The 17547-nt window shown below is 67.9% G+C and carries 18 protein-coding genes; 10 read left to right on the forward strand and 8 right to left on the reverse strand.

Translation table 11 applies throughout. The annotated features are described in order from the left end of the window. The first annotated feature begins 25 nt into the window (after nucleotides 1-25). On the forward strand, nucleotides 26-937 hold the full coding sequence (locus tag WDLP6_RS07375; RefSeq protein WP_332105483.1) for a LysR family transcriptional regulator: 912 nt from the start codon (nucleotides 26-28) through the stop codon (nucleotides 935-937). Here the strand turns inward: WDLP6_RS07375 and WDLP6_RS07380 are convergent. The 5 genes from WDLP6_RS07380 to gcl all read right to left on the reverse strand — a co-directional run bounded on the left by WDLP6_RS07380 (nucleotide 906) and on the right by gcl (nucleotide 8377). Further along, the gene (locus WDLP6_RS07380) at nucleotides 906-2276 is read right to left on the reverse strand and encodes a nucleobase:cation symporter-2 family protein (protein WP_162591811.1); all 1371 of its coding nucleotides are present in this window, start codon (nucleotides 2274-2276) and stop codon (nucleotides 906-908) included. The genes WDLP6_RS07375 and WDLP6_RS07380 overlap by 32 nt on opposite strands. 187 nt (nucleotides 2277-2463) lie before the next feature. After that, entirely contained in the window at nucleotides 2464-4764 is a 2301-nt protein-coding gene (locus tag WDLP6_RS07385) for an NADP-dependent malic enzyme (protein ID WP_162566432.1), read from the reverse strand. Nucleotides 4765-4852: 88 nt separating this feature from the next. Further along, the gene (locus WDLP6_RS07390; RefSeq protein ID WP_332105485.1) at nucleotides 4853-5812 is read right to left on the reverse strand and encodes a 2-hydroxy-3-oxopropionate reductase; all 960 of its coding nucleotides are present in this window, start codon (nucleotides 5810-5812) and stop codon (nucleotides 4853-4855) included. Continuing rightward, nucleotides 5788-6567 (reverse strand): hydroxypyruvate isomerase, encoded by a 780-nt coding sequence (gene hyi / locus WDLP6_RS07395; RefSeq protein ID WP_162591813.1) that lies wholly within the window; start codon nucleotides 6565-6567, stop codon nucleotides 5788-5790. The genes WDLP6_RS07390 and hyi overlap by 25 nt, the downstream gene beginning before the upstream one ends. A gap of 16 nt (nucleotides 6568-6583) precedes the next feature. After that, nucleotides 6584-8377, reverse strand: a complete 1794-nt coding sequence (gene gcl, locus WDLP6_RS07400) for a glyoxylate carboligase (RefSeq protein ID WP_162591814.1) — start codon at nucleotides 8375-8377, stop codon at nucleotides 6584-6586. 110 nt (nucleotides 8378-8487) lie between these two features. On the opposite strand from gcl, the gene WDLP6_RS07405 reads away from it, so the two are divergent. Together WDLP6_RS07405 and msrB are read left to right on the forward strand one after the other, a co-directional pair. Continuing rightward, nucleotides 8488-9417, forward strand: a complete 930-nt coding sequence (locus tag WDLP6_RS07405; RefSeq protein ID WP_162566436.1) for a LysR family transcriptional regulator — start codon at nucleotides 8488-8490, stop codon at nucleotides 9415-9417. Between the two features lie 57 nt (nucleotides 9418-9474). Beyond that, nucleotides 9475-9975 (forward strand): peptide-methionine (R)-S-oxide reductase MsrB, encoded by a 501-nt coding sequence (msrB, locus tag WDLP6_RS07410; protein ID WP_162591815.1) that lies wholly within the window; start codon nucleotides 9475-9477, stop codon nucleotides 9973-9975. A gap of 94 nt (nucleotides 9976-10069) precedes the next feature. Here msrB and WDLP6_RS07415 read toward each other — a convergent pair whose 3' ends face one another. Beyond that, a complete protein-coding gene (locus WDLP6_RS07415) occupies nucleotides 10070-10873 on the reverse strand; it encodes an IclR family transcriptional regulator (protein WP_162591816.1) in 804 nt (267 codons plus the stop codon). A 55-nt stretch (nucleotides 10874-10928) separates the two neighbouring features. Then, the gene (locus tag WDLP6_RS07420; protein ID WP_162591817.1) at nucleotides 10929-11558 is read right to left on the reverse strand and encodes a flavin reductase family protein; all 630 of its coding nucleotides are present in this window, start codon (nucleotides 11556-11558) and stop codon (nucleotides 10929-10931) included. 196 nt (nucleotides 11559-11754) lie between these two features. Here WDLP6_RS07420 and WDLP6_RS07425 point away from each other — a divergent pair, with 196 nt between their 5' ends. Genes WDLP6_RS07425 through WDLP6_RS07450 form a run of 6 tightly spaced genes read left to right on the forward strand, consistent with a single transcriptional unit; the run spans nucleotide 11755 to nucleotide 16365 of the window. Next, nucleotides 11755-12726, forward strand: a complete 972-nt coding sequence (locus WDLP6_RS07425) for a Bug family tripartite tricarboxylate transporter substrate binding protein (protein WP_162566440.1) — start codon at nucleotides 11755-11757, stop codon at nucleotides 12724-12726. Further along, nucleotides 12723-13130: a RidA family protein gene (locus tag WDLP6_RS07430; RefSeq protein WP_162595001.1), complete on the forward strand. Its 408-nt coding sequence runs from the start codon at nucleotides 12723-12725 to the stop codon at nucleotides 13128-13130. Before WDLP6_RS07425 ends, WDLP6_RS07430 begins: the two co-directional genes overlap by 4 nt. After that, the gene (locus WDLP6_RS07435) at nucleotides 13130-14017 is read left to right on the forward strand and encodes an amidohydrolase family protein (protein ID WP_162595002.1); all 888 of its coding nucleotides are present in this window, start codon (nucleotides 13130-13132) and stop codon (nucleotides 14015-14017) included. The genes WDLP6_RS07430 and WDLP6_RS07435 overlap by 1 nt, the downstream gene beginning before the upstream one ends. Further along, on the forward strand, nucleotides 14014-14889 hold the full coding sequence (locus tag WDLP6_RS07440) for a fumarylacetoacetate hydrolase family protein (protein ID WP_162591818.1): 876 nt from the start codon (nucleotides 14014-14016) through the stop codon (nucleotides 14887-14889). The genes WDLP6_RS07435 and WDLP6_RS07440 overlap by 4 nt, the downstream gene beginning before the upstream one ends. Continuing rightward, nucleotides 14886-15698: a 2-oxo-hept-4-ene-1,7-dioate hydratase gene (gene hpaH, locus WDLP6_RS07445; protein WP_162591819.1), complete on the forward strand. Its 813-nt coding sequence runs from the start codon at nucleotides 14886-14888 to the stop codon at nucleotides 15696-15698. Before WDLP6_RS07440 ends, hpaH begins: the two co-directional genes overlap by 4 nt. A 25-nt stretch (nucleotides 15699-15723) precedes the next feature. Continuing rightward, the gene (locus WDLP6_RS07450; RefSeq protein WP_162591820.1) at nucleotides 15724-16365 is read left to right on the forward strand and encodes an ABC transporter ATP-binding protein; all 642 of its coding nucleotides are present in this window, start codon (nucleotides 15724-15726) and stop codon (nucleotides 16363-16365) included. A 21-nt stretch (nucleotides 16366-16386) separates the two neighbouring features. Here the strand turns inward: WDLP6_RS07450 and WDLP6_RS07455 are convergent, their stop codons facing one another. Continuing rightward, entirely contained in the window at nucleotides 16387-16977 is a 591-nt protein-coding gene (locus WDLP6_RS07455) for a TMEM175 family protein (RefSeq protein ID WP_162591821.1), read from the reverse strand. A gap of 185 nt (nucleotides 16978-17162) precedes the next feature. Here WDLP6_RS07455 and WDLP6_RS07460 point away from each other — a divergent pair, with 185 nt between their 5' ends. Then, on the forward strand, nucleotides 17163-17516 hold the full coding sequence (locus tag WDLP6_RS07460) for a hypothetical protein (RefSeq protein ID WP_162591822.1): 354 nt from the start codon (nucleotides 17163-17165) through the stop codon (nucleotides 17514-17516). Nucleotides 17517-17547: the final 31 nt, after the last annotated feature.

Here is a 17547-nt window from a genome sequence, read left to right on the forward strand (position 1 = left end):
GCCATTCAAACCGGGGCATTGATCGATGAACAAGATGAACGTGACCCTGCGTCAGCTGCGCGCCTTCGTCGAGGTCGCGGAGGCCAAGCACTTCACGCGCGCGGCCGACAAGCTGGAGCTGTCGCAGTCCACGGTCAGCTCGCTGGTGCGCGAACTCGAGGCCAACCTGGACCTGCGGCTGTTCGACCGCCACACGCGCATGCTCAGCCTCACGCAGGCCGGCGCCGAGATCCTGCCGCTGGCGCGCAAGGCGCTGGCCGACCTCGACAGCGTGCTCGGCAGTTCGAGCGACCTGAAGACGCTGGGGCGCGGGCGCGTGTCGATCGCCGCGTCCTCGCTGCAGGCCGCGCTGATGCTGCCGCGCATGATCCGCGAGTTCGGCGTGGCGCATCCGGGCGTCACCGTGGACCTGCACGACGTGGCGCAGCCCGACGTGCCGGAGATGGTGCGCTCGGGCGCCGTCGACTTCGGCATCGGCACCGAGTCCGGCCTGCGCCAGGACGTGGCGTCGCGCCTGCTGACCACCGACACCTACGCGGTGATGATGCCGGCCGGCCATGCGCTGTCGCGCAAGAAGGAGCTCACCTGGCGCGACCTGGAAGGCTATCCGCTGATCGGATCGCCGGCCGGCAATCCGCTGCGCGAGCAGATCGACATGACGCTGGCGCGCCACGGCATCACGCTGACGCGCTCCTACGAAGTGGCGCTGCCGCTGACGATCATCGGCATGGTCGAGGGCGGCCTGGGCATCGCGGTGCTGACGACCACCGCCACGCGGCTCGCGCTGGCGCTGGGGCTGGTCGTCAAGCCGGTGGTGAATCCGGTCATCACGCGCAAGATCGCGCTGCTGTTCCATGCCGACCGCTCGCTCTCGCCGGCGGCGCAGAATTTCAGCGATCTGCTCTTCAAGCGTCGAGCGCAGCTACTGACCGTGTGAGCACCGGCCGGCGGACGTTGAACAGCAGGTTCAGCAATACCGCGGTGAGCGTGCCGATCAGGATGCCGTTCTGGAAGAAGCGCACCGCCAGGTCCGGCAACTGGGTGAAGAAGCGGTCGGCCACCACCGGAATCAGACCGACGCCGACGCCCAGCGCGACGATGTAGAGATTGCGCCGGTCGCCGGTGAAGTCGACCTTGGCCAGGATCTTCACCCCGGTGGCCGCGACCATGCCGAACATCACCAGCGCCGCGCCGCCGAGCACCGCATTCGGGATCGCGGCCACCAGCACCGACAGTTTCGGCAGGCAACTCAGCACGATCAGGATCACGCTGGCCGCGGCCACCACCCAGCGGCTGCGCACGCCGGTCACCTGCACCAGGCCGACGTTCTGCGCATAGGAGGTGTAAGTGAAGGTGCCGAAGATTCCGCCGATGATGTTGCCGATGCCGTCGGCGCGCAGGCCGCGCGCCAGGTCGCTCTGCGTCAGCGGGCGCTCGTTGATTTCCGCGATCGCGAGAAAGAGGCCGGTGGACTCGATCATCATCACGATCATCACCAGGCACAGGGTGAGGATCGACAGCGCATCGAAGGTCGGGAGGCCGAAGTGGAAGGGCAGCACGACGCGCAGCCAGCCGGCCTCCGCGATGCCGCCGAAGTGCACCTGGCCCATTGCGGCCGCGACGACGAATCCGAGCGTCATGCCCAGCAGAACCGCGATGTTCGCCATGAAGCCCTTCAGGAAGGCGGTCAGCAGCAGGATCGTCACCAGCACGAAGGCGGCCAGCCCCAGATTGACGGGCGCGCCGTACTGCGGGTTCGGCACCATGCCGCCCGGCCCATGGATCATCGGCACGCCGCCGGCCGCCCAGTTGATGCCGATCTTCATCAGCGAAACGCCGATCAGCAGCACCACGGTGCCGGTCACTACCGGCGGAAAGAAGCGCACCATGCGACTCATGTACGGCGCGGCGAAATAAGTGAAGACGCCCGAGGCGATGACCGCGCCGAAGACCGCCGGCACGCCCAGCCGCGGATCGGAGCCGGTCGCGATGATCGGTGCGACCGCGGTGAAGGCCACGCCCATCATGATGGGCAGACGCACGCCCACGTTCCAGAGGCCGACGCACTGGATCAGGCTGACCAGGCCGCAGCACAGCAGGTCGGCGCTGATCAGGAACGCGATCTCCTCGCGCGACATCTTCAGCGCGCCGCCGATGATCAGCGGTACCGCGACCGCGCCTGCGTACATCACCAGCACGTGCTGCAGGCCGAGCGTGGCCAGCTTCGGCAGGGGCAGCATTTCGTTGACCGGATCGCTCACTGCATTCGTCGTCATGGATGTCTCCTACGTGGATGTCTTGCGCACGGCGGCTTCTTCGAGCCCTGGCGCATGTTTGCATCGCGGATCCGATCGGTAAATGACGCAGTTGCTATAAATTCATCGGGAACGGTGATGAAAGCCCGCCAACAAAAACGCCCCGACGCGGGCATCGCGGCGGGGCGTCATTCAAGGGCTCGAACGCTTACTTCGACGAGGTCGCGTTGGCGACGGCGAGCGCGGTCATGTTGACCACGCGGCGCACGGTCGACGAGGTGGTGAGGATGTGGGCCGAGCCCGCCGCACCCATCAGGATCGGGCCGACCGTCACGCCGTTGCCGCCGGTCATCTTGAGCACGTTGAACAGGATGTTCGCTGCATCGAGGTTGGGACAGATCAAGAGGTTGGCCTCGCCCCTGAGCGTGGTCTCGGGCATCGCGTTCAGGCGCACCGTCTCCGACAGCGCCGCGTCGCCGTGCATCTCGCCGTCGCACTCGATGTCGGGCGCCATGCGCGCGAACAGGTCGCGCGCCAGCCGCATCTTGCGGGCCGAGCCGCGCTCGGACGAGCCGAAGTTGGAGTGCGACAGGAACGCCACCTTGGGCGGCAGCCCGAAGCGGCGCACTTCCTCGGCCGCCATCAGCGCGATGTTGGCCAGCGTCTCGGCGCTCGGGTCCTCGTGCACGTTGGTGTCGGCGATGAACATCGTGTACTTCTCGAGCGTGAGCGCATTGAGCGTCGCGAAGCCCGGCGCGCCCCGCTTCAGGCCCAGCACGTTGTCCAGGATCTTCAAGTGGCTGTCGAAGCGCCCGACCAGGCCGCACAGCATCGCATCGGCATCGCCCAGGTGCACCATCAGCGCCGCGATCGTGGTGTTGGAGCGCCGCACCATCGCCTTGGAGGCCTCGGGCGAGATGCCGCGGCGGCCCATGAGCTTGTGGTAGGTCTCCCAGTAAGTGCGAAAGCGCGGATCGTCCTCGGGGTTGACGCAGTCGACGTCGGTGCCCAGGCGGATGTGCAGTCCGGCCTTCTTGATGCGCGTCTCGATCACCGCGGGACGCCCGATCAGGATCGGCTTGGCCAGGCCTTCGTCGACTGCCAGCTGCGCGGCGCGCAGCACGCGGTCGTCCTCGCCCTCGGCATAGGCCACGCGCTTGGTGGTCGCGAGCTTGGCGGCGCTGAACACCGGCCGCATGAACATGCCGGTCTGGTAGACGAAGCGCGTCAGGTGCTGGCGGTAGGCTTCGAGATCCTCGATCGGCCGCAGCGCCACGCCCGAGGCCGCGGCGGCCTTGGCCACGGCCGGCGCGATGCGCAGGATCAGCCGCGAATCGAAGGGCTTGGGAATGAGGTAGTCGGGGCCGAAGGCGAGCTCCTGGCCCGCGTAGGCGGTGGCGACTTCCTCGCTGATGTCGGCCTTGGTGAGCTCGGCGATCTCGCGCACGCAGGCGAGCTTCATTTCTTCCGTGATCTTGCTGGCGCCGCAGTCGAGCGCGCCGCGGAAGATGTAGGGAAAACACAGCACGTTGTTGACCTGGTTCGGATAGTCCGAGCGGCCGGTGGCGATGATGCAGTCGGGCCGCACTTCCTTGGCCAGCTCGGGCCGGATCTCGGGCTCGGGGTTGGCCAGGGCCAGGATGATGGGCTGGCGGGCCATGCTCTTGACCATGTCCTGCGTGACCACACCGGGTGCCGAGCAGCCGAGGAAGACGTCGGCGTCCTTCATGACGTCGGCCAGGGTGCGCGCGCCGGTGTCGCGCTGGGCATAGCGCGTCTTCGAATCGTCGAAGCCGCCGGCGCGGCCGATGTAGATCAGGCCCTTGGAATCGACCGCGAAGATGTTGGCGGGCTTGGCGCCGAGGCCGACCATGACATCGAGACAGGCGATGGCGGCGGCGCCCGCGCCCGAGACGGCGATCTTCACGTCCTCGATCTTCTTGCCGACCAGTTCGAGGCCATTGATGAGCGCGGCCGCGGAGATGATGGCGGTGCCGTGCTGGTCGTCGTGGAAGACCGGGATGTTCATGCGCTCGCGCAGCTTCTTCTCGATGTAGAAGCACTCGGGGGCCTTGATGTCCTCGAGGTTGATGCCGCCGAGCGTGGGCTCGAGCGCGGCGATGATGTCCACCAGCTTGTCGGGGTCGTTCTCGGCCAGCTCGATGTCGAACACGTCGATGCCGGCGAACTTCTTGAACAGGCAGCCCTTGCCTTCCATGACGGGCTTGCTGGCCAGCGGGCCGATGTTGCCCAGGCCGAGCACGGCGGTGCCGTTGGTGACGACGCCCACGAGGTTGCCGCGCGAGGTGTATTCGGCGGCCAGCGAAGGGTCGGCCTGGATGTCCAGGCAGGGGTAGGCGACGCCGGGCGAGTAGGCCAGCGACAGATCGCGCTGGTTCAGCAGCGGCTTGGTGGGCGAGATCGAGATCTTGCCCTTGACGGGCGAGCGGTGGTATTCGCGCGCTGCGTCGCGCAGCGCTTCTTCGGCGGGGGAAAGCTTGTGTGCCATCGGGTCTCCTTGCTTCTTGGCTCAGGAGAGAGGCTACCCCAAACTGATGTCCGCGGTGGTCGGTGAAAGCACTTGGCGCTGGTTTGTTCTAGACCGCGTCCGGCGCCACCGGATGCTGCGCCAGCGCTTCGAGCGCGCGCACCAGCGCCGAGTGATCGTCCTGCCCATGGCCCAGGGCCGCGCAGGCGTTCATCAGCTGTGCCGCGCCCGCGGTCTGCGGCAGCGCGACGCCGATCGAACGCGCGCTCTGCATCGCGAGGTTGAGGTCCTTCTGATGCAGCGCGATGCGAAAGCCCGGCGCGAAAGTGCGCTTGATCATGCGCTCGCCATGCACCTCCAGGATGCGCGATGATGCGAAGCCGCCCATCAAGGCCTGCCGCACCTTGGCCGGATCGGCGCCGGCCTTCGATGCGAACACCAGCGCCTCGCCGACCGCCGCGATGTTGAGCGCCACGATGATCTGGTTCGCCACCTTGCACACCTGGCCGTCGCCCACGCCGCCGACCAGTGTCACGTTCTTGCCCATCTTCTCGAGCAGCGGCCGCACGCGGCCGAAAGTGCCTTCGTCGCCGCCGCACATGATCGTGAGGCTCGCGGCCTTGGCGCCCACTTCGCCGCCCGAGACCGGCGCGTCGACATAGCCGCAGCCCAGCCCGGCGATCCGCTTGGCGAAGTCCTTGGTCGCGATCGGATCGATCGAGCTGCAGTCCACCACCGTCTTGCCCTTGGCGAGGCCCGCGGCGACGCCGCCTTCGCCGAACAGCACCTTCTCCACGTCCGGCGTGTCGGGCACCATGATGAAGACGACATCGGCCTGTTGTGCGACCTCGGTGGCTGATGCGCACACGTTGGCGCGCGAGGCTAAGGGCTCGGGCGTCTTGCCGCGCGTGTGGACGAAGAGCGTGTGGCCGGCGTCGAGCAGGTGGCCCGCCATCGGCGCGCCCATGATGCCGAGGCCGATGAAGCCGATCTTTTGTGCGTTGCTGGACATGAAGTCGTTTCCTTGGTCGTCGTGTTCTGTGCTTATTGCGCGAGTGCGGTGCGCCATCCGAGGCCTTCCGCCGTGGTCGCACGCGGCTTGTATTCGCAGCCGATCCAGCCCGCATAGCCGATCGAATCGATGTGCCTGAACAGCCACGGGTAGTTGATCTCGCCCGTGCCGGGCTCGCCGCGGCCGGGGTTGTCGGCCAGCTGGATGTGGCCGATGCGCGCGATGTTCTTCGACAGCGTGGCGCCGAGTTCGCCTTCCATGCGCTGCGCGTGGTAAATGTCGTACTGCAGCAGCAGGTTGGTCGAGCCGACCTCGTCGATCAGCGACAGTGCCTGGTCGGTGCGCGTCAGGTAGAAGCCGGGGATGTCGAAGCTGTTGACCGGCTCGATCAGCAATCGGATGCCCGCGGCCTGCAGCTCCTTCGCGGCAAAGCGCAGGTTGTCGACCACCACCTTGCGGGCATCGGCCGCGGTCACGCCCTGCGGCAGCTTGCCGAGCAGGCAGTTGAGCTGCGGGCAGCCGAGCGCGCTCGCATAGTCGATCGCGCGGGCCACGCCCTCGCGGAATTCCGCCGTGCGGTCCGGATGGCAGCCGATGCCGCGCTCGCCGGCATCCCAGTCGCCCGCGGGCAGGTTGTGCAGCACCTGCGCCAGGCCGTTGTCGCGCAGCGCGGCGGCCAGCTCCTTCTTGTCGAAGGCATAGGGGAACAGGTATTCCACCGCCTTGAAGTCGGCCTTGGCGGCCGCCTCGAAGCGCTGCATGAAGGGCAGCTCGGTGAAGAGCATCGTGAGGTTGGCTGCGAACTTGGGCATATCTTGTCTCCTCGGATCAATCCAGCATTGCGACGGCAATGGAGGTTGGGGCGTCCTCGACGCTCTCCGCGAGCGGCTCGAATTCGTTGATGGCATCGATCTCGGTGCCCATCGCGATGTTGGTCACGCGCTCGAGCATCACCTCGATCACCACCGGCACGCCGAACTCGGCCATCAACGCTTCGGCGCGCTGGATCGCCGGCGTCATCTCTTCCTGCTTGCGCACGCGGATCGCCTTGCAGCCCAGGCCCTCGACCACCTTCAGGTGATCGACGCCGTAGCTGCGCTCGACGCCGGCATCCTCGGCCGCATTGATGTTGTCGAAGCCGAGCTGCACGCAGTAGTCCATCTCGAAGCCGCGCTGCGCCTGGCGGATCAGCCCGAGGTAGGAGTTGTTGACCACGATGTGGATGTAGGGCAGCTTGAACTGCGCGCCGACGGCCAGTTCCTCGATCATGAACTGGAAGTCGTAGTCGCCCGAGAGCGCGACGATCTTGCGCGACGGATCGGCCGCCCGCACGCCGAGCGCGGCGGAAATGGTCCAGCCCAGCGGGCCGGCCTGGCCGCAGTTGATCCAGTGGCGCGGGTTGTAGACGTGCAGGAACTGCGCGGCCGCGATCTGCGACAGGCCGATGGTGCTCACGTAGCAGGTGTCGTGGCTGAAGTTGTTGTTCATGCACTGGTAGACGCGCTGCGGCTTCATCGGCACGTCGGCGAAGTTGGTCTTGCGCAGCAGGGTCTTCTTGCGCTCGCGGCACTGGCCGACCCATTCGCCGCGATCGGGCAGCTGGCCCTTGGCCTTCATTTCCTCGGCGACCTGCACGAAGAGTTCGAGCGCCGCCTTGGCATCGGACACGATGCCGAAGTCGGGCGTGAAGACGCGGCCGATCTGCGTCGGCTCGATGTCGACGTGCACGAAAGTTCGGCCCTTGGTGTAGACCTCGACCGAGCCGGTGTGGCGGTTGGCCCAGCGGTTGCCGATGCCGAGCACGAAGTCGGAGGCGAGCATCGTCGCGTTGCCATAGCGGTGGCTGGTCTGCAGGCCGCACATGCCGGCCATCAGCGGATGGTCGTCGGGGATCGCGCCCCAGGCCATCAGCGTCGGGATCACCGGCACGCCGGTGGTCTCGGCGAAGCGCACCAGCAGGTCGGCGGCATCGGCATTGATGATGCCGCCGCCGGCCACGATCAGCGGGCGCTCGGCCGCGTTGAGCATCGCGATCGCCTTCTCGATCTGGGCCCGCGTGGCGGCCGGCTTGTAGGGCGTGAGCGGCTGGTAGGTGTCGATGTCGAACTCGATCTGCGCCATCTGCACGTCGAAGGGCAGGTCGATCAGTACCGGGCCCGGACGGCCCGAACGCATCAGGTGGAAGGCCTGCTGGAACACCTGCGGCACCTGGCCGGGTTCTCGCACCGTGACCGACCACTTGGTGACCGGCTTGGAGATCGACTCGATGTCGACCGCCTGGAAGTCTTCCTTGTACAGGCGCGCACGCGGCGCCTGGCCGGTGATGCAGAGGATCGGGATCGAATCGGCCGAGGCTGAGTACAGGCCGGTGATCATGTCGGTGCCGGCCGGGCCCGAGGTGCCGATGCACACGCCGATGTTGCCGGCGACGGCGCGCGTGTAGCCCTCGGCCATGTGCGAGGCGCCCTCGACGTGGCGCGCCAGGATGTGGGCGATGCTGCCGTGCTTGCGCAGGGCCGAGTAAAGGGGATTGATGGCGGCGCCGGGCACGCCGAAGGCCTGCGTCACGCCTTCCTTTTCCATCACCAGCACAGCGGCCTGGGCCGCGGTCATCTTTGCCATGTCGAGTCTCCTTGGGTTGGCTCGACTGTAGGAATTCCGCGCCTTCGGCAGAAGGTGGCGCCGGACCATAAAGCCTATTCCATGGCGGAATAACTGGCTACGATCCGGGGATGGACCGATTGCTCGCGATGGAGATGTTCGTTCGTGTGGTGGAGACCGGCAGCTTCTCCAAGGCCGCGCGCGAATTCAACACCACCCAGCCCACCGTGACCAAGCAGGTCGCGGCCACCGAGGCGCGGCTGAAGGCGCGCCTGCTCAACCGCAACACGCGCGGCGTGAGCCTGACCGAATCGGGCGCGCTCTACTACGAGAAATGCAAGGCCATCGTGCGCGATGCCGAGGAGGCCGAGAGCATGGTCAAGCTGCGGCAATCGCAGGCGCAGGGCTTGCTGCGCATCGGCACCTCGACCGCCTTCGGCCGCCGCGTGGTGGTGCCGCTGGCACTCGAATTCATGGGGCGGCACCCGCAGGTGCAGGTCGACCTCAGCTTCGAGGACCGCTACGTCGATCTGGTGGCGCAGGGCGTCGACGTCGCGATCCGCATGGGCAAGCTGGCCGATTCCTCGCTCGGCGCGCGCTTCCTCGGCATGAACCCGTGGGTGATGGTGGCTGCGCCGGCCTATCTCAGGAAGCACGGCACGCCGAAGAAGGCGCAGGACCTGAGCGCGCACGTGGCGTTGATCTACAGCAGCGTGGTGGGCGACGACGTCTGGCAGCTGCAGACGCCGAAGGGCGATCCGGTCACGGTGCCGGTGTCGGGCCGGCTGCGCTCGAACAACGTGTCGGCAGTGTTGGCCGCCGCGCGCGCCGGGCTCGGCATCGCGCTGATGCCGCGCTACGTGGCCAGCGATTCGCTCGCCACCGGCCACGTGGTGGAAGTGCTGGCCGACCACGCGCTGGCGGCGCAGGAAATCCATGCGGTGTTCCCTTCGCCCAAGCTGGTGCCGGGCAAGGTGTCGAGCTTCATCGCCTTCCTGCAGGGGCGCTTCGGGGAGCGGTGGTGGGCCTCGACAGGCCCTGAAGTTGTCACGAAATCTTGAATCCTGCAGAGGCCCGGCGTGCGTACCATGAAGACGGCATCGAAAGGAGATTCCCGCATGCACCCGCGCAGACGATTCCTCAACACCCTTGCAGCCACCGGGCTCGGCACGCTGTCCGGCCTGCTGCTGAGTCCCGTGGCCCGCGCCGCGAAGGCCTACGAGTTCACGCTGTCCGACGAAGAATGGAAGAAGCGCCTGACACCCGATCAGTACGCCGTGCTGCGGCACGCCGGGACGGAGCGGCCGTTCTCCAGCCCGCTCGACCATGAGAAGCGCGCTGGCGTGTTCGCCTGTGCCGGTTGCCAGCTGCCGCTGTTCACCTCGGCCACCAAGTTCGACAGCGGCACGGGCTGGCCCAGCTTCTGGAAGCCGATGGCCAATGCGGTCGAGAAGGCCTCCGACAAGAGCTTCGGCATGACGCGCGACGAAGTGCTGTGCCGGCGCTGCGGCGGCCATCTGGGCCATGTGTTCGACGACGGACCGCCGCCGACCGGACTGCGCTACTGCATGAACGGGCTGGCATTGACCTTCACGCCCGGCGCAGCGCCGGCGGCCTGAAGGGAGCATGCAGGTCGGTTCGTCGGCCGAGGCCGGAACCTGTTTCGTCGCGAGGTTGCCGAGAGCTTGAGCGGGCTTGCCGCGCGGCGCGGCTTCAGCTGCGCGAACTCTTGCGCCGCGCGAGTTCCGCGGCCTGCGTGCCGATCAGCGCCGCGCGTTCCTGCATGGTTGCGACGACCGCGGCGACGCGGGCATCGGGCAGCCGTTCCGTGATGGTGGCGATCGCGAGGCCGGCGACGGTGCGGCCGTCGGTGAGCCGCACCGGCACTGCCACTGCACGCGAACCCTGGACCACGCCGACCGGTGCATAGGCATAGCCCCGGGCGCGCGTGAGGCCGGCCTGCGCGATCAAGGTGCCGGGATCGATGTGCAGCGCCTTCAGCCGGGGCCTGTTGCGCCGCACGATGTCGGCCATTTCGTCCACCGGCAGCGAGGCCAGCAGGACCAGGCCGCTCACGCCCACGCCCAGCGGCCGGCGCGCACCGACTTCGATGGACAGCACCTTGACCGGAAAGCTGCCCGGACGGCGATCGATGCACACCGAGTCGGCGCCGTTGCGGATGGTGAGGAACGCGGTGTCGCCCAGCACCTCGCTGAGGTGGCGCAGGTGCGGCTCGGCGATGGCACGCAGCGGGAAACGCGAGGAGCGCGCCAGGCCCAGCAGCGACACTTCGCCGCCGATCAGGTAGCGGCGCGTGGCCGGGTCCTGCTCCACCGCGCCTTCCTCGACCAGCACGCGCAGGATGCGGTGCGCGGTCGGCCGGCTCAGGTCCGAATGGCTGGCGACATCGGTCAGGCGCACGCCGCGTTCCTGGCCGGTCGCGACGATGCGCAGCACCGCGAGCGCGCGACGGACACTTTGCGCGCCGACGGTCTGGCTCGCGTCGCGCTCGGTCACTGGAGTACCTTCGCGCAGCAGCGCTTCGGTATTCGCCTTCGGAACGGCCGGCGGCTCATGGCGGCGAGTCCAGCACCGATTTCGGCGTCTGCTGCATGCCGCGCAGCGTCACGATCCGGCCCAGCGTCGCGTAGTTCGGGCCGCCGATGCGGCAGACCGGGTCGAGCGCGCGGGTGTCGACCTTGCCGTCGCGCATCAGCCCGTCGCGCACGTGGAAGACGATCACCTCGCCGACCACGAATTCGGCACCGGTCTCGCCGAAGGGAATCACGCGTTCCAGCCGGCATTCCATGCTCACCGGCACATCGGCCAGGCGCGGCACGCGCACCATGGTCGAGGGCAGGGTGGCCAGGCCCAGCAGCTCGGCCTCGCTGACCTCCGGCGCATGCTCGGCGCTGCTCTCGTGGATCGCGCTCATCTGCGACGCGCTGCCGATGTTGACGACGAACTCGCCCAGCGCATGGATGTGCGCGCCTGTGTCCTTGCGCCGGCCGGCCTTGCGGCCGATGTTGATGCCGAGCAGCGGCGGCTTGTTCGATACGAAGGTGAAGCACGAAAAGGGCGCGAGGTTCACCACGCCGGTGTCCGAGAGCGTGGTGATCCATGCGATGGGGCGGGGCACCACGATGCCGCTCATCAGGCGGTAGGTGGCTTCGGGGCTGAGGGTGCTGGCGATCAGGGACATGGCGGCGTGGAGGAGCTGCGAGGGATGCCGCCATTGTGGACAGCGGCGCGATCCGGGCACGGCCAGCATCTCATAAAAGTCCACATGCTGGAACAAATGAGGCTTATTGCTTTGCAGCATTCCGGCCTGTCTCCTTAGAGTGGGCGGATGCGGCCAGGGTGCGTCTTGCGCGCGCTCCCGCTCACTCAGGAGACCTATGTTGAAAGCATTCCGCGTTGCCTGCGCCGTCGTTGCGGTGGCGCTTCCCGTTCTGGCCTGCGCACAGCCGGCATGGCCCACCAAGCCGGTGCGGCTGGTTCTTCCGTACCCGCCCGGCGGCAACGTCGACGGCGCCGCGCGCATCATCAGCGAACGCCTGCAGGCCGAGCTCGGCCAGCCCTTCCTGGTCGACAACCGGCCCGGCGCGGGTGGCCTGATCGCAGGCGAGTTCGTCGCCAGGTCGGCGCCCGACGGCTACACCTTCTTCATGGGTGCCAATGGTCCGATCCTGTTCTCGCCGGTGATCTTCAAGCGCAACGTCTACAACTGGAAGAAGGACTTCACGCCCATCGGCTCGGTCTCGTTCACGCCGCTGGTGCTGCAGGTGCATCCGTCGACGCCCTACAAGACGATCGGCGAGCTGATGGCGGCCGCCAAAAAGCCCGACAACCACCTGACCATGGCGTCCCCCGGCGCCGGCACCACCAACCATCTGGTGAGCGAGTACCTGCAGCGCGAAAGCGGCGGCCACTGGGTCACCGTGCACTACAAGGGCAACGCGCCGGCCACCACCGACCTGCTGGGCGGGCAGGTGCAGTTCAACTTCGATCAGCTGTCGGTGTCGCAGCCCTTCATCCAGCAGGGCAAGACGCGCGCGCTGGCGGTGACCTCCGCCAGGCGCGTGCCGCAGCTGCCGGACGTGCCGACGCTGCAGGAGGCCGGCTTCAAGGGCTTCGAGGCGGAGACCTTCACCGGCATCCTGGCGCCCGTCGGCACGCCCGCGGACATCGTGGCGCGCTTCTCGACCGCGCTGCGAAAGATCCTGGCCGAGAAGACGGTGCAGGACCGGTTCCAGGGCCTGGGCGCCGAAGCACGCGGCATGACGCCCGAGCAGTTCACCCAATACCTCACCAAGGAAGACGCGCGATGGATCCCCATCATCAAGCAGGCCAACATCACGGCGGAATGAAGCTCGACCGCAGCGCACCCGCGGCGCGCACCAGCGTGTACGTCGAGGGCTTCGGCCACAAGAACCCGATTCCCGCCGCATGCCGCGTCGGCCCGCTGGTGGAAAGCGGCAGCATCCAGGGCAACGATCCCGCGACCGGCAAGCCGGCCGAGTCGATCGAGGCCCAGTGCCGCCACATGCTGGACAACGTGCGCCGCATCGTCGAGGCGGCCGGCGGCCGGACCACCGACATCGTGAAGCTCACGGTCTGGATGAAGGACCGCACGCAGCGGCCCGCCCTCAACGCGCCGTGGCTCGAGATGTTCCCCGACCCCGCATCGCGCCCGGCCCGCCATTCGATGACGGCGCCCGAGCTCGACATGGGCAAGCTCATCGAATGCAGTTTCACCGCCTGGATCGCCTGATGCCCGACTACCTTCCTTTCGATCCGCGGCCGCGCGCACCCGTGCCGCTGCCGCCGCCGCTGTCCTGCGACAGCCAGTTCCATGTGTTCGGTCCGCGCGAGGTCTACCCGGTGCGGCCCGACGCCGCCTACGAGATGCCGAGCGCCACCTGGCAGGTCGCGCAGAAGCTGCATGCGACGCTCGGCATCCAGCGCGGCGTGATCGTGCAGGCGACCACGTACGGCGCCGACCACACGGTGGTGCTCGATGCGCTCGCGGGCCTGAACGCCGATGGCCCGCGGCGCTACCTCGCCTGTGCCAACGCGGCCGTGCTGACCGAGCGCGACGATGCTTACCTGCACAAGCTGCACGACGCCGGCGTGCGCGGCGCGCGCTTCACGCGCGGCGGCCTGGGCATCAGCTTCTCGCCGGCCGAGCAGGCGCGTGCCTTCGCCCGCGCGAAGGAGCTGGGCTGGTACGTCAAGGTGCAGCCGGAGCCCGGCGGCATGGCCGCGCAGCTCGACGCCTTCGAGGCGCTCGACGTGCCGGTGCTGCTCGACCACATGGGCCGGGCCGATCCTGCGCGGGGCGAGGCCGACCCGAGCCTGGTCCGCATCCTCGAGCTGTTCCAGCGCGGCAACTTCTGGGTGATGCTGTCGCTGTCCGAGAAGATCTCGAAGACCGGCGCGCCCTGGAACGACGTCGTGCCGCTCGCACAGCGGCTGATCGAGGCGGCGCCCGAGCGCTGCGTGTGGGGCAGCGACTGGCCGCATCCCGTCTCGGTCAAGCAGCCGCCCAACGAAGGCGAACTGCTCGAACTGCTGTACCGCTTCGCGCCCGACGCCGGCACGCGCCGCAAGATCCTGGTCGACAACCCCGCCCGCTTTTTTGGATTCGAGTCCGCATGAAACTTCTCAGCTATCGCCATGGCGGCACGGTCCATTGGGGTGCGGCCAAAGGCGAGGGCGTGGTCGACCTGGGCCGGCGCCTGCCGGACATCGCCTCTGTCCTCGCGCTGCTCGAGGGCGGCGAGCCGGCATTGCAACGCGCCCGCGCCGCGCTCGCCGACGCCGCGCCCGACCATGCGCTCGCCGATGTGCGCCTCGAACTGCCGGTGCCCCAGCCGCGCAAGATCTTCTGCATCGGCGTCAACTACGCGCACCGCAATGCCGAGTACAAGGACGGCAGCGACCTGCCCAAGTACCCGAGCATCTTCATGCGCGTGCCCGACTCCTTCGTCGGCCACGGCGGCGCGCTGCTGCAGCCGCCGGAATCGCGGCAGCTCGACTACGAAGGCGAGATCGGCATCGTGATCGGCCGCGGCGGGCGGCGCATCGCGCGGGAGAAGGCCAGCGCGCACATCGCCGGGCTGACCTGCATCAACGAAGGCACCATTCGCGACTGGGTGCATCACGCCAAGTTCAACGTCACCCAGGGCAAGAACTTCCACGCGTCGGGCGCCATCGGTCCGTGGATCGCGACGGCCGACGAGTTTCCCGGGGGCTATGCCGGCCTGCGCGTGCGCACGCGCGTCAACGGCGAGCCCCGGCAGGACGACACCACGGCGCACCTGATGTTCGACTTCGCGTATTTGATCTCGTACCTGTCGACCTTCACGACGCTGGAGCCCGGCGACGTGATCGCGACCGGCACGCCGATCGGCGCGGGCATCCGTTTCGACCCGCCGAAGTACCTGCAGCCGGGCGACGTGGTCGAAGTCGAGGTGACGGGCGTCGGCGTGCTGCGCAACGTCGTCGAAGCCGAAGGGCGGCCCGCATGAGCCTCGATGCCGCGACCTTGCAGCGCGCGGCCGAGCGTCTCGAAGAAGCCGCGCGCACGCGCACGCCGTGCCGGCAGTTCTCGCTCGACTACCCCGACATGACGATCGAGGATTCGTATGCGATCCAGCATGCGTGGATGCAGCACAAGCAAGCCCAGGGCCGAACCGTCAAGGGCCACAAGATCGGGCTCACGTCCAAGGCCATGCAGCGCGCGGTCCAGATCGCCGAGCCGGATTTCGGCGTGCTGCTCGACGACATGTTCCATCGTGACGGCGCGGTGATTCCCGCCGATCGCTTCCTGCAGCTGAAGATCGAGGCCGAGCTGGCCTTCGTGCTGGCCCGGCCCCTGTCCGGCCCCGACTGCACGCTGTTCGACGTGCTGGACGCGACGGCCTACGTCACGCCCGCGCTGGAGATCCTGGACGCGCGCATCCAGCGCGTGGACCCGGAGACGAAGCGCACGCGGACCGTGCTGGACACCATCGCCGACAACGCCGCGAACGCGGCGCTGGTGCTGGGCGGGCGCCCGTTCCGGCCCGCCACGAGCGATGCCGACATGCGCCGCATCGGCGCCATCGTCAGCCGCAACGGCGAGGTCGAGGAGACCGGACTGGCCGCGGGCGTGCTCAATCATCCGGGCTATGGCGTGGCCTGGCTGGCCAACCGGCTGCATCGGCATGGCGTCGTGCTGCAGGCCGGCGAGGTTGTGCTGGCGGGCTCCTTCATCCGGCCCATCGATGTCGCGAAGGGCGATACCGTGGTGGCGGACTACGGCGAGTTCGGAACTGTCTCGTGCCACTTCGGCTGAGTTGCACTGCGGTAGGCTTGCGCGCATGGACAACAGCCCGCACCGCCCCCGCATCCTGCACATCGAGAACCTGAGTTTTGCGCATCCGGATCAGCCGGCGCTGGCGTCCGGCTGGACCGGATCCATCGAGGCCGGCGTGACCCTTCTGTACGGCGACACCGGCAGCGGGAAGTCGACGCTGCTGCGTGTGATGGCCGGCCTGTTGCCCGGCGGCGGCCGGCTGACGCTGGGCGGCGTTCATCTCGACGAAAACCCCGAGGCCTATCGGCGGGACCTGTTCTTCTGCGACCCGACCGCCGATCAATTCGACCGGATGACCGCACGCGAGTGCACGACGTCGCTGGTCGCGGACGACCCTCGTTTCGACGCGGCCGGCTGGCAGGCACTGGTCGACGGCTTCGCGCTGACACCACATCTCGACAAGCAGATGTTCATGCTGTCGACCGGCTCGAAACGCAAAGTCGGGTTGGCCGCGGCATTGGCATCGGGACGCGCGCTGACCTTGCTCGACGAACCGGCGGCGGCCCTCGATGGTGCATCGATCCGGTGTCTGCGCAATGCGCTGGCCGATGCGGCGCGGCGGTCCGAACGGGCGATCGTCGTCGCCAGCTCGGAGCGGCTCGACGGACTGGCGCTCGCCGCGTCGATCGACGTGCCGATGCGTTGACGCAAAGGCCGCCGACTGCGTTCAGCTGCGCGTTTCAAGGCGGCGATACCAGCGCGCCGCCGTGCCCGCGCCGAGATTGAGCGCCAGCGCCCACAACGCCTGCGCAGGAATCAGAAAGCTCAGCGCAATCGTCAGCAGGCACGAGACCAGCAGCACCACGAGCGACACCCGGCGATCCAGCCAGTGCTCGTCCTTCACGGGCGCGGGCAGCAGCGACATCAGCCTGTAGCCGACGCCCGCGCTGAGGCCGATGTTGGCGGCGTAGATCGCGGTCGCCGCCGCGTAGGCGGTGAAGCGTCCCATCACCAGGGTCGAGAACGGCAGCAGGGTCACGAGCAGCAGGTAGAGAAGGCACCACTTCGCATAGGCGGAGCCCACCATCTCGCTGCGCGACTTGACCTTGATCAGCGACAGCCAGCTGATACCGAGCACGTAGAAGGTCAGCAGGTACGGAAGGAATTTCGGCGCCAGCGCGAGCAGGGCCCGGACCAGCGAGGCCTCGTCCGTGGGCCGGCCCGCGTCGTCGGGGATGCGCAGATCCAGAACCAGCAGCGTCATGGCGACGGCGAAGATGCCATCGGTCAGGGCTTCGAGACGGTTCCTGGGATACATCGATGTCCTCCGTTGGGGCGTGCAGGCGGGTTGCGCCCGGATTGTCGATCGCAAGGCCGTCCTGCCAGTGCACCAATTCCTGCGCGCCGCGACGCTGAAATTCTGTTCAATTGTCGCAATCCTGCCTGAGAGGGCGCGCCGCTGGCCATCATTTCGTATTGCTTTTCCGGTGGAGCGCGAGCGTCATGAATACCTTCAGGTCAGCATTCAAAACCGCGCCCGTCTGCGACGCCTCGATGATGCTGCTGGCGTGCCTCGTGATGGTCGGCTGTCAGTCCGAGCGTCCGAGGCCGATGTCTCCGAATCTTCCACCGCCGCCGGAATTCGTCGCTGCGCCGGGGGTGTGTATGTCGTCGCGCATCCACTTCGCGCTGAGGCAACGCATCAGCCTGCCGCTCCTGGAGGAAATGCGCATGCGAGCCGGCGCTTACATGGCCCGCGCGGTCCTGCCGGACGATCCGCCGCTGCCTTTCAGGGCCGACCGCCTGCTCGTCGACGTCGAGCCGAACGGGCGGGTGGTGGCCGCGCGCTGCGGATAAGTCCGCTGGACATGGCGGTCGCCTTGCCCGT

This window comes from Variovorax sp. PBL-E5, assembly GCF_901827185.1.
Lineage (GTDB): Bacteria > Pseudomonadota > Gammaproteobacteria > Burkholderiales > Burkholderiaceae_C > Variovorax.